The sequence below is a fragment of the Wenzhouxiangella sp. XN79A genome (genome assembly GCF_012272825.1).
GTDB lineage: Bacteria > Pseudomonadota > Gammaproteobacteria > Xanthomonadales > Wenzhouxiangellaceae.
This window is the reverse complement of record NZ_JAAWWS010000147.1, coordinates 57,634-68,508: the sequence shown is the minus strand read 5'-3', so window position 1 is coordinate 68,508 and position 10,875 is coordinate 57,634. Positions and strand designations below refer to the sequence as shown.

Genomic DNA, 10,875 nt, shown 5'->3' with positions numbered 1-10,875 from the left:
ACTTTTGTCGCGACTGACAAAAGTAGGTCGCCAGAAAGCGCGAAGCGCGTGGCGAAACGCTTGTAGCCAGAACCCCGGCACAGCCGCCGGACACGACTCCGGCAAGACGCGAAGAAAGCAAACCACCCCTCAGCCGCTTGTGGCCGACCAACGCCTCGTCGGCCTGGCTCTGGCTTCTGGGTTGCATCCGAGGCCACTGTAACCCGCAGCCGGAGCGAGCCAGGGCGCAGTCCGACCACCGGCCCACCGACGCAATCCGGAAGCCCCTTCGCGTTCCGCCGCCTTTGAAGAGCGCTTTTGCCTACTTTTGTCGCGACTGACAAAAGTAGGTCGCCAGAAAGCGCGAAGCGCGTGGCGAAACGCCTGTAGCCAGATCCCCGGCACAGCCGCCCGACACGGCTCCAGCAAGACTCGAAGAAAGCAAGCCACCTCTCAGCCAAAGGCTGTGGCCGACCAACGACGGCTCGGCCTGCCCCTGGCTTCGCGGATGCATCCGGGGCCACTGTAAACCGCAGCCGGAGCGAGCCAGGGCGCGGTCCGACCACCGGCCCACCGACGCAGTCCGGAAGCCCCTTCGCGTTCAGAGGTCTTGCAGGTCGTTTCCTGGCGGGCAGGAGCCTGCGGTTTCGGGGTGAAGCGAAGCCGGCTGTTAGGATGGAGTGTTTACGGTGCCGTTCACTTCGATTGTCAGGCATCGCCACACGAGGAAGAAAAGCCACTCAAGGAGAAAGAAATGAATGCGAACCAAAGAGAGATTTACGGAATCGTCCCGGAAGGAATGCATCGCATCAGTTGGGGCGCGATCTTTGCGGGCCTCATCGGCGCGCAGGCGCTGCTCTGGCTGCTGCTTCTGCTCGGATCGGCGCTCGGTGCAAGCATCCTGGATGCGACCGATGCCGGCGCGCTCGGCGCTGGACTGGGCTGGGGCACGATCATCTGGTTGATCCTTTCGTTCCTGGTGGCCTATTTCATCGGTGGCGTGATGGCCGGTCGGCTCTCGAGCGACCCAAGCCCTGCCGGCGGCATGTTGCATGGTGTAACGGTTTGGTCGACCGCAACGGTCCTGACGTTGGTGTTCGGCGCCCTGGGTATTGGCGCTACGGCTTCCCTGGCCACGCATACTGCAGGCGACCTCACCACGTCCAGCGCGCGGGTGGTGGTGGAGTCGCGCCAGGGGATTGAAACGACCCGAGAACTGGCGAGCGAGTTCGCAGACAGCGAGTTGGCCGACGAAATGGCCGCCGCCATCAAGTCCTTCACCGCCGAAGTGCTCGCGGGCACGGCCGAAGGAATCGGTCAGGAGGAAACCCGTCAGGCCATCAGCGAACTCGACACGGAAACCGTAACCGCGGTCAGTCGTCATCTGGTCGCCGACGATACCGACCAGGCCATCCAGCGGCTGTCACGGGCCACCGACCTGAGCCGTTCGCAGATCGACCGCATCGTCAGTGGCCTGGAATCCCGCATCGAAGCGGCCATCGCCGACTCGGCAATGCTCGATCAGCTTCAGGCCGCCATCCGAACCGCGGTCAACGACGCGCTGCAGGCCGCAGCCGATGTCGCCGGGCCCGCCCTGACGGCTTCGGAACTGCGTGCCATCCTCAGCGAGCTCGACGGTGACACGTTGGCCGAAATTGCCGCGCACCTGATGCAGGGCGAGCAAGACCGCGCGAGGAATGTGCTGACTGCAAACACCTCGCTCACCGAGCAGCAAGTGGACCGCGTGATCGATGAGATCGAATCGCAGTTCGAACAGCAGCTTGCGCAGTGGAGGGAGCAGGCCGAAGAAGTCCTCGAAACGGCTTCCGACTACGCCCAGACAGCCGTCTGGAGCCTGTTTTTCGCTGCCCTTCTGTCCCTGCTGGCCGCAATGGTCGGTGGACGGGTAGGTGCCGGGCGCATCCGCGTGTGACGCCGGATATCCGCTGCGTGAAGATGAAAGCGCCCCGATTCGTCGGGGCGTTCTTTTGCGCGAGAGAATGTCTTGGCGCTCCGAGGTCCGCGTGGCGAAACGCTTTCCTGATTACGCACGTTTCTCAGTCGGTAGTACAGCCCTCCGGAGGCGTGCAGGAGACTCGAGAACAGCAAGCAAGGACCCTTCGAAAGCGCTTTTTTTTGCCCGGCTTCGCCTGTTGGAGGGCGCTTGCGCGCGAAGGGTGGCCGCTTCCGAAGTCGTTCGCGCGCAAGCGCCCTCCAACAGGCGGTCTTCCTGCCAGTCCGGCGTCGGGCTGGAATCTCGCTCGGGATGGAAACCCGTCCTTCGAATCCGATCGGACGATCCAACGGCTCGCCTGTATCGCCTGCCGCGACGCTCCGATGGCGGGACGCTACCCGACCGTGGCCGAGATTCATGCGTAATCGGGAACGCTTTTTTAGTCCCTTCCCGGCCAGCGGCGACTGCCCGCTCGGCCGTGCAGAAGACTCCCCGGCCGATCACCCCCTACTTCAATAACTTCGTGACCTCCCGAAAGCGCGGATGCGTTGCCTCGATCATCAACTCGAACAGCGCCATCTCCACGTTGCTGATCGATGCGCCCGCCTCGCGCATCCGCTGCAACCCGATTTCGCGGTTCGCGGCCGACCGCGAGGACACCGCATCGGCGATGACGTGGACGGAGCGGCCCTCGCGCAAAAGAGCGGCCGCCGTCTGCCAGACACAGACGTGGGTTTCGATGCCGCACAGCAGGACCTGGTCGCGACCTTCGTGGGTGCCGCCGAGGATGGCCTCGCGCAGGGCCTCGTCGCCGAGGCAGCCGAAGCTGGACTTGGCGCAGGGCGTGAGTCCGGCCAGCGGCGCGGCCAGTTCGTCGACGGTCGGGCCGAGCTTGTCGGGCAGTTGTTCGGCCCAGGTCACGGGCACTTCGAGCAGCCGGCAGGCCTGGACGAGGATGGCCTGGGCACGGATCATCGCGTCGCTGTCGTGCATCAGGCGGGCCAGCTTGCCCTGGACGTCGACGACGACCAGCTGGCTGCGTGCGATTTCGAGGTGCTCGAGTGCAGGATTCACGGGCGGCTCCGGATCGAAAACGGGGGTTCAGGATACCAGCGGGATTCAGGCGCGCGCGGCGACCCACAGGTCGACCCGCGCGACCCCGGCGCGCTTCAGGGCGCGCGTGCACTCGGCCAGCGTGGCGCCGGTGGTCATCACGTCGTCGACCAGCGCCACGTGGCTCAGCCCCGGCGGGATCGGCCGGCAGGCGAACGCGCCGCGCACGTTGACGCGCCGCCGGCCGGCCGACAGCGCCGACTGGGCCGGAGTCCGGCGACGGCGTTCCAGCAGCGGGTGGACCGGCGGTCCATCGATCGCGCGGCAGACATCTTCGGCGAGCAGCTCGGCCTGGTTGAAGCCGCGCCGCCATTGCCGGGTCCAGTGCAGCGGCACCGGCACCAGCAGCTGCGGTCGGTCGGCATCGCGGACCCGGGCGGCCAGCGCGTCGGCCAGCGCCCGGCCGGCGGCCAGGTCGCCGCTGAACTTGAACCGGTGAACCAGCGAGGCGGCCGCGCCGCCGTAGATCACCGAGGCCCAGGCCGCGTCGAACGGTGGCGTGGCGCGCAGGCAGCCCCCGCACTCGGCGACCGTGCGCGGCAGCGGCTCGGCGCAGCGTCGGCAGCCGGTGGTTACCCAGGGCAGGTCGTCGCGGCAGCCGTCGCACAGGTTGTCGCCGCCGGCGTGGTCGCCGCACAGCACGCAGCGCGGCGGCCAGACCGCCGCCAGCGCCTGGTCAACCACGCGGCGCGCGTTCAGGTTGACAAGCCCGCGCGCGGCTTTCGACAATAGCCCACTGCCCATCCGAGACATCCTGCCATGTCGGCCATCGCTCCGTCCGCGTCCGCCCTCGATTCGACCGCATCCGCGCCCGTTCGCCACGACTGGACCGTCGAGGAGGTCCGCGCGCTGTTCGAGCGACCGTTCGCCGAGGTGCTGTTCCGCGCCCAGCAGGTCCACCGCGCCCATTTCGACCCGAACGAGGTCCAGGTCTCGACGCTGCTGTCGATCAAGACCGGGCGCTGTCCCGAGGACTGCAAGTACTGTCCGCAGTCGGTCCGCTGGAACACCGGACTGGATGAGGAAGCGCTGCTGCCGGTCGAGGTCGTGCGCGACGCCGCCCGGAAGGCGCGCGAGGCCGGCTCCCAGCGTTTCTGCATGGGCGCGGCCTGGCGGCGGCCGAAGGATCGCCAGATCGATCGGGTCATCGAGCTGATCGAGGCGGTGCGAGAAGAAGGGCTGGAGACCTGCCTGACGCTCGGCATGCTGACCGCCGAGCAGGCCGAGCGGCTGCGCGAGGCCGGGCTGGACTACTACAACCACAACCTCGACACCTCGCCGGAGTACTACGAGGAAATCATCACCACGCGCACCTACCAGGACCGCCTGGAGACGCTCGAGCACGTGCGCGCCAGCGGCATGAAGACCTGCTGCGGCGGGATCGTCGGCATGGGCGAAACGCGCGACGACCGGGCCGGTCTGCTGGTCCAGCTGGCCAACCTGCCCGAGCACCCGCAGTCGGTGCCGATCAACCAGCTGGTCCGGGTGCCCGGCACCCCGCTGGACGATGTCGAGGCGCTCGATCCGCTGGAGTTCGTGCGCACCATCGCGATTGCCCGCATCCTGATGCCGGCCGCCCGGGTCCGCCTGTCGGCCGGTCGCGAGGACATGAGCGACGAGATGCAGGCGCTGTGCTTTCTGGCCGGCGCGAACTCGGTCTTCTACGGCGACAGGCTGCTGACGACCGGTAATCCGGACGTCGATGCCGATCGCGCGCTGTTCGAGCGTCTCGGCATCCACAGCGACGGCCTGTCGGCCGACCCGTGATGCGCGGACGCCTGCAGGCCGACCTGGCCGAGCGCCGGGCGGCGCGCGAGCGCGCGGGGCGTCAGCGCTCGCGTCGGGCGTTGCGCGTCGACGGGCCGTGTCACCAGGCCGATGCCAAGGGCCGCTGGGTCGATTTCTGCAGCAACGACTACCTCGGCCTGGCGCGTGAGCCGTCGTTGCTCGAGGCCGCACGGCAGTCCTGCGGGGCAGGGGCGGGGGCCTCGCCGCTGGTCTCCGGGCACAGCGCCGCGCACGCCGGGCTGGAAGAGGCCCTGGCCGACTGGCTCGGCGCCGAGGCGGCGGTTCTGCTGCCCAGCGGCTACCAGGCCAACCTCGCGCTGGGGCCGGTGCTGCTCGGGCGCGGCGAGGTCGCGCTGGCCGACCGTCTGAACCATGCCTCGCTCAACGACGGCCTGCGGCTGTCGGGCGCGCGGATCCGTCGCTATGCCCACGCCGATGCTGCCGACGCCGAACGTCGCTGCGACGATCGAGTCCGCTGGCTGGTCACCGACAGCGTGTTCTCGATGGACGGTGACGTGGCGCCGCTGGGCGCGCTGGCCGGCCTGGCCGACCGGCGCGGGCTCGGGCTGTGGGTCGACGACGCGCACGGGCTCGGCGTGCTCGGTCCCGGCGGCCGCGGCGCGCTGGCCGCGTTCGGGGTGGCGCCCGATGCCCGGGTCGTGACCTTCGGCAAGGCCCTGGGCACCCAGGGCGCGGCGATCCTCGGCGATGCGGCGTTGATCGACGAGCTGGTCAATGCGGCGCGCGGCGTCATCTATTCCACGGCACTGGCGCCGATGCTGGTCGCCGCCACCCGGCACGCGCTCGATCGGCTGCGCGACGAGGCCTGGCGGCGCGAACGGCTGCACGCCCACATCGCTCGCTTCCAGGCCGGCCTGGCGCGCGCCGGGCTGCCGCGGCCGGACAGCCGGACGCCGATCCAGCCGATCGTGCTCGGCGACGACGTCCGTGCCGTGGCGGCTTCCGAGGCGCTGGAGGCGCGCGGCTACCTGGTCCGCGCGATCCGGCCGCCGACCGTGCCGGAGGGCACGGCCCGGCTCCGGGTCACGCTCAGCGCGGCCCACGCCGAGGCCGAGATCGACGGGCTGGTCGAAGCGCTCGGCGATGTGCTGGCCAGGGCTGTTGCATGAACGCGGAACCGACGATCGGGTTGATCCATGGCTGGGCGATGCACGGTGGGCTGTTCGACGACCTGTGCCGGGCCTGGCCCGAGCCGGACTGGCGCCTGCTGGACCTGCCCGGCCACGGCCACCGGCGCGATCGGGCCTGGCCCGAGGACAGCGATGAACTGCTCGACGAGGTGCTCGATGGCCTTCCCGAAGGCGCCTGGCTGGCCGGCTGGTCGCTCGGCGGGCTGGTCGCGATGCAGGCCGCGCTGCGCGCGCCGGATCGTTTCGCCGGGCTGGTGTTGATCGCGGCCACGCCCAGCCTGGTCCGCCGACCGCACTGGCCGAACGCGGTCGAACCGGCGATGCTGCAGGCCATGGCCCTGGAGCTGGCCGAGCATCCGGACGCGGTGATCCAGCGTTTCCTGACCCTTGAAATGCATGGCGCGGTGCACGCGACGAGCGACCTGAAGCGGTTGCGCGCGCTCGCCTTCGCCCACGGTCGGCCGTCGCGCGCGGCGTTGCTGGCCGGTCTGAAGCACCTGGCCGACACCGATCTCACGGGACGGCTCGAGGCGCTGGATCTGCCGGTTGCGCTGATCGGTGGCCGACGCGACAAGCTGGTGCCGTGGGCAGCGCTGGAGGCGATGGCCGAGCGGCTGCCTCGGGCCGAGACGATCCGGATTCCAGGCGCGGCGCACGCGCCGTTCCTGACCGACCCCAGCGCGGTCGCGTCGGCCATGCGACGATGGATCCACGCTCACGCATGAAGGATGTCGCCGTGTTCGACCGCCGCCGGATCCGCCGCCGCTTCGGCCGCGCGGCCGACGAGTACGCCGATCGGGCGAGGCTGCAGGCCGAAGTGGCCGGGCGGCTGCTCGAGCGCCTCGACGGGCTGCGCTTCGAGCCGACCACCGTCGTCGACCTGGGCTGCGGTCCGGGGCTGCAGGCCCGGGCCCTGACCGAACGGTTCGGCAAGGCGCAGGTGCTGGCGATGGACCTGGCGCTGCCGATGCTGGTCCGGGCGCGCCGCCAGGCCGGCTGGCGCGGTCGCCGGTTCGCCCGCGTGGCCGGCGATGCGCACGCCTTGCCCCTGGCTCGGTCCAGCGTCGACCTGATCTACTCGAACCTGATGCTGCAGTGGTCCGACGACCTGCCGGCCGTGCTCAACGGGCTGCGCCGGGTCCTCAAGCCCGGCGGGCTGCTGCTGATCTCGACCTTCGGCCCGGACACCCTGAGCGAGCTGCGCCAGGCCTGGGCCGCGGTCGACGATGCCGAGCACGTCAGCCGCTTCACCGACGTGCAGACCGTCGGCGACTGCCTGGTCCGGGCCGGGTTCAGCGAACCGGTACTCGACACCGACTGGATCACCACCACCTATTCACAGCCGCGCGGCCTGCTCGACGAACTCCGTGCGATCGGCGCGACCGACGCGATGCGCCGACCGGGTGCCGGCCTCACCACCCCGGCCCGGCTGCGCGGCATGCTGGCCGCCTACGAGACCCACCGCCGCCCGGATGGCCTCGTGCCGGCCACCTGGGAGGTGGTCTATGCTTCGGCCTGGGCGCCCGATCCCGGCACCCCGATCCGTTCCATTCACGGCGGCGAAGAGGCCTCGGTGCCGATCGAGGCGATCGGCCGTCGCCGCCGCGACCCGGAGAGTTCCCGATGACCCTGAACCTGTTCGTCACCGGCACCGACACCGAATGCGGCAAGACGGTGACCACTGCCGCGCTGGCCCGGGCGCTGGTCGCCGACGGGCGGCGAGTGGCCTGCTTCAAGCCGGTCGCCTCGGGCTGCCGCGCCACGCCCGCCGGCCTGCGCAACGAGGACGCCGAAGCGCTGATCGAGGCGATGAACCTGGACCTGCCCTACGAGGTGGTCAACCCGGTGGCCTTCGAACCGCCGATTGCACCGCACATTGCCGCAGAACATGCGGGCATCTGCATCGATCCTGCAAGGATATGCGCCGAAATACTGCAGATCGACGCCGATGTCCGGTTGGTTGAAGGTGCCGGCGGCTGGCTGGTGCCGCTCGGCCCGGAACACGACACGGCCGCGCTGCCGCGCATGCTCGGTGCGGCCGTGGTGCTGGTGGTCGGCCTGCGCCTGGGCTGCATCAACCACGCGCTGCTGAGCGCCCGCGCGATCCGCGCCGACGGTCTGCCGCTGGCCGGTTGGATTGCCAACGAGGTCGATCCGGACATGGCCGTGCGCGAGGAGAACGTCGAGACCATCCGGTCGCGGATCGGCTGTCCGCTGATTGCCCGGGTGCCGCACGACGAGCGGCCGACGCTGGAGTGGATCGATGCCGGGCCGCTGACCGGAGTCCGCGCGGCATGAGGCGCGCGGCGCTGGGGCTGCTCGTCCTGCTGGCGCTGGCCGGACCGGCTGCGGCCGTGGTGTGGCCGCTGCCGCCCGGCGACGACGTGATCGGCGAGCTGATCGAGGACCGCTTGCGCGGCGATGAGCGGCCGCTGGACCTGGCCCGGCTGCACAACATCGGTCATAACGAGATCCGGGCCGCCAACCCGGACGTCGATCCGTGGTCGCCGGCGCCGGGGACCGTACTCACGATTCCGCAGCTGCACGTGCTGCCCGACGGCCCGCGCGAGGGCATCGTGGTCAACCTGGCCGAGCGGCGGCTGTATTACTTCGCTTCGTCCTGGCCCGACCGCGACGGGCCGGTGGTCGATACCCATCCGGTCGGCGTCGGCCTGTTCGACCGCGCCACGCCGACGCTGCAGACCCGGGTCACCGCTCGGCTGGAGGATCCGGCCTGGTATCCGAACGCCGAAACCCGGGCCTACTACGCCCGCGAGGGACGCGCGCTGCCGGCCCGGGTGCCGCCCGGACCGGAGAATCCGCTCGGACGGCACGCCCTGGTGCTGGCCGACGACGCGTTGCTGATCCACGGTACGCACCGACCCGACGGCGTCGGGCTGGCGGTCAGCCAGGGCTGTATCCGGCTGTACCCGGAAAGCATCGCGTGGTTGATCGGGCAGGTGCCGGTCGGGACCCCGGTGCGGATCGTCGATCAGCCGGTGCGCATCGGTTGGCGCGACGGCAGGCTGTACCTGGACGTCGATCCGGTCGACGATGGCATGCCGGACTGGCCGGCCGTTCAGGCGCGACTGATCCGGGCGGTGGCCGAACGTCCGGGGGTGGTGCTGGATGTTGCGCGGGCCGAGGCGGTCTGGCGAGCGGCCGAGGGCGTACCGGTGATGATTGCCGCGCCCGAGGGCGGCTGATCCGGCGCCGGTGCCTGCGTCAGCGTGTCGCTCCGGGCCGGGCCCGGAGCGACCGATTCAGGCTCGGATCACTTGCGCTGCAGGTCTTCCAGTGCACGGTCGAGCTTGCGCTCGAGGTCGGTGCAGCAGTTCTGCGAAGCGTCGGCGGCCGCCTGGGCGGCGCGCGCGGCGTCCATGGCCTGCTGGATGGAGCTCTGCGCGGCTTCGAGACGCGCGGTGGCCTCGGCCGCCATGCGCTGGGCTTCTGCGGCTTCCGCGCGGACTTCCTCGAGCTGCGCCGTGGTCGCGCAGCCTGCGGCCGTGGCAAGCGCGATGCCGCCGATCAGGGCTTTCAGCGCCGTCGTGCGGGGGGAACGGATCATTGTGGTCTCCTGCAAGTTCGAATGCATTCGGTTGGGTTCGAAATACGTCGCCGAACGTGCTCACGCACGCTCGACATTGATATAATGACGGAAGTACCGAGCGGGTACAAGGCGGGTTACGCCCCGACACCCGAAGCGTACCCAGTCACGGCGGTGGGCAGTCCGTCGTCCCGAGCATCGTTCGACACCGGTCGCGAACCGCCGATCGGTGGACCGGATCGACTCGAAAATTTCTGACGCGATGCGGGAACTTCGATTTCCGGATCGCGTCATAACCAGTGCCTAGCGCTAGGCGCGGATCCGCTTCCCTCCCTGAGCGGGTCCACCCTGGATTCGGTATCGTCCCCAAACCGGATCCAACTCCGAGGCCCCGGGTTCTCCCTCTCCCGGGGCCTCTTTTCATGTGCGGTCCCCGCGCTCTCCAATCGCCTCTCAGGGCGAGCCGGCTCTTGTTCTGCGCGACAAAAGCAGGCAAAAGCGTTTCCCGATTACGCATGCATCTCGGCCACGGTCGGGTAGCGTCCCGCCATCGGAGCGTCGCGGCAGGCGATAAAGGCGAGCCGTTGGATCGCCCGATCGGATTCGAAGGACGGGTTCCCATCCCAAGCGAGATTCCAGCCCGACTCCGGACTGGCAGGAAGACCGCCTGGTGGAGGGCGCTTGCGCGCGAACGACTTCGGAAGCGGCCACCCTTCGCGCGCAAGCGCCCTCCAACAGGCGAACCCGGGCAAAAAGCGCTTTCGAAGGGTCCTTGCTTGCTGTTCTCGAGTTTCCTGCACGCCTCCGGAGGGCTGTACTACCGGCTGAGAAACGTGCGTAATCAGGAGGCCTGTTTTCTACAGGCGGCGGAACGCGATGGGGCTTCCGGACTGTGTCGGTGGGCCGGTGGTCGGCCCGCGCCCTGGCTCACTCCGGCTGCGGGTTACAGTGGCCCCGGATGCAACCCAGAAGCCAGGGGCAGGCCGAGCCGTCGCTGGTCGGCCACAGGCTTCGGCTGAGAGGTGGTTTGCTTTCTTCGCGTCTTGCCGGAGTCGTGTCCGGCGGCTGTGCCGGGGTTCTGGCTACAGGCGTTTCGCCACGCGGACTTCGTCCGCTTTCTGGCGACCTACTTTTGTCAGTCGCGACAAAAGTAGGCAAAAGCGCTCTTACAGGCGGCGGAACGGGCAGTGGCTTCCGGATTGCGTCGGTGGGCCGGTGTTCGGCCCGCGCCCTGGCTCGCTCCGGCTGCGGGTTACAGTGGCCCCGGATGCAACCCAGAAGCCAGGGCCAGGCCGAGCCGTCGCTGGTCGGCCACGACCGTCCACCGAAGCGGCCTGTGTTCG

Annotated in this window: 10 protein-coding genes; 7 read left to right on the top strand and 3 right to left on the bottom strand. The window is 69.5% G+C overall.

Translation table 11 applies throughout. The features are described from left to right. Positions 1 to 733: 733 nt before the first annotated feature. On the top strand, positions 734 to 1,912 hold the full coding sequence (locus HFP89_RS08850; RefSeq protein ID WP_168717295.1) for a hypothetical protein: 1,179 nt from the start codon (positions 734 to 736) through the stop codon (positions 1,910 to 1,912). Between the two features lie 528 nt (positions 1,913 to 2,440). Here HFP89_RS08850 and HFP89_RS08845 read toward each other — a convergent pair. Then, positions 2,441 to 3,007 carry a hydrolase gene (locus HFP89_RS08845; RefSeq protein ID WP_206212287.1) on the bottom strand — a complete coding sequence of 189 codons (567 nt, stop codon included), beginning with the start codon at positions 3,005 to 3,007 and terminating at the stop codon, positions 2,441 to 2,443. Positions 3,008 to 3,052: 45 nt separating this feature from the next. After that, the gene (locus HFP89_RS08840; RefSeq protein WP_240956233.1) at positions 3,053 to 3,790 is read right to left on the bottom strand and encodes a ComF family protein; all 738 of its coding nucleotides are present in this window, start codon (positions 3,788 to 3,790) and stop codon (positions 3,053 to 3,055) included. A gap of 15 nt (positions 3,791 to 3,805) precedes the next feature. Here HFP89_RS08840 and bioB point away from each other — a divergent pair, with 15 nt between their 5' ends. From bioB to HFP89_RS08810, 6 genes are read left to right on the top strand one after another with little or no spacing between them, the layout of a single operon-like run. Beyond that, complete coding sequence (gene bioB / locus HFP89_RS08835) at positions 3,806 to 4,813, top strand: biotin synthase BioB (RefSeq protein WP_168717294.1); 1,008 nt, start codon at positions 3,806 to 3,808, stop codon at positions 4,811 to 4,813. Next, a complete protein-coding gene (locus HFP89_RS08830; protein ID WP_168717293.1) occupies positions 4,813 to 5,964 on the top strand; it encodes an 8-amino-7-oxononanoate synthase in 1,152 nt (383 codons plus the stop codon). Before bioB ends, HFP89_RS08830 begins: the two co-directional genes overlap by 1 nt. Further along, the gene (locus tag HFP89_RS08825) at positions 5,961 to 6,710 is read left to right on the top strand and encodes an alpha/beta fold hydrolase (protein ID WP_168717292.1); all 750 of its coding nucleotides are present in this window, start codon (positions 5,961 to 5,963) and stop codon (positions 6,708 to 6,710) included. The genes HFP89_RS08830 and HFP89_RS08825 overlap by 4 nt, the downstream gene beginning before the upstream one ends. Next, positions 6,707 to 7,612 (top strand): malonyl-ACP O-methyltransferase BioC, encoded by a 906-nt coding sequence (bioC, locus tag HFP89_RS08820; RefSeq protein WP_168717291.1) that lies wholly within the window; start codon positions 6,707 to 6,709, stop codon positions 7,610 to 7,612. Before HFP89_RS08825 ends, bioC begins: the two co-directional genes overlap by 4 nt. Continuing rightward, positions 7,609 to 8,283, top strand: coding sequence for a dethiobiotin synthase (bioD, locus tag HFP89_RS08815; RefSeq protein ID WP_168717290.1), 675 nt, complete (start codon positions 7,609 to 7,611; stop codon positions 8,281 to 8,283). Before bioC ends, bioD begins: the two co-directional genes overlap by 4 nt. Further along, positions 8,280 to 9,191: a L,D-transpeptidase family protein gene (locus HFP89_RS08810; protein ID WP_168717289.1), complete on the top strand. Its 912-nt coding sequence runs from the start codon at positions 8,280 to 8,282 to the stop codon at positions 9,189 to 9,191. The genes bioD and HFP89_RS08810 overlap by 4 nt, the downstream gene beginning before the upstream one ends. Before the next feature lie 68 nt (positions 9,192 to 9,259). Here HFP89_RS08810 and HFP89_RS08805 read toward each other — a convergent pair whose 3' ends face one another. After that, complete coding sequence (locus tag HFP89_RS08805) at positions 9,260 to 9,553, bottom strand: hypothetical protein (protein ID WP_206212286.1); 294 nt, start codon at positions 9,551 to 9,553, stop codon at positions 9,260 to 9,262. Positions 9,554 to 10,875 lie beyond the last annotated feature (1,322 nt).

What these genes read in the sequence shown, in the direction of transcription:
- HFP89_RS08805 (WP_206212286.1), bottom strand. Translation starts at nt 9,553, where the DNA reads ATGATCCGTTCCCCCCGCACGACGGCGCTGAAAGCCCTGATCGGCGGC.
- bioD (WP_168717290.1), top strand. Translation starts at nt 7,609, where the DNA reads ATGACCCTGAACCTGTTCGTCACCGGCACCGACACCGAATGCGGCAAG.
- HFP89_RS08840 (WP_240956233.1), bottom strand. Translation starts at nt 3,790, where the DNA reads ATGGGCAGTGGGCTATTGTCGAAAGCCGCGCGCGGGCTTGTCAACCTG.
- bioB (WP_168717294.1), top strand. Translation starts at nt 3,806, where the DNA reads ATGTCGGCCATCGCTCCGTCCGCGTCCGCCCTCGATTCGACCGCATCC.
- HFP89_RS08825 (WP_168717292.1), top strand. Translation starts at nt 5,961, where the DNA reads ATGAACGCGGAACCGACGATCGGGTTGATCCATGGCTGGGCGATGCAC.
- HFP89_RS08810 (WP_168717289.1), top strand. Translation starts at nt 8,280, where the DNA reads ATGAGGCGCGCGGCGCTGGGGCTGCTCGTCCTGCTGGCGCTGGCCGGA.
- HFP89_RS08850 (WP_168717295.1), top strand. Translation starts at nt 734, where the DNA reads ATGAATGCGAACCAAAGAGAGATTTACGGAATCGTCCCGGAAGGAATG.
- bioC (WP_168717291.1), top strand. Translation starts at nt 6,707, where the DNA reads ATGAAGGATGTCGCCGTGTTCGACCGCCGCCGGATCCGCCGCCGCTTC.
- HFP89_RS08830 (WP_168717293.1), top strand. Translation starts at nt 4,813, where the DNA reads ATGCGCGGACGCCTGCAGGCCGACCTGGCCGAGCGCCGGGCGGCGCGC.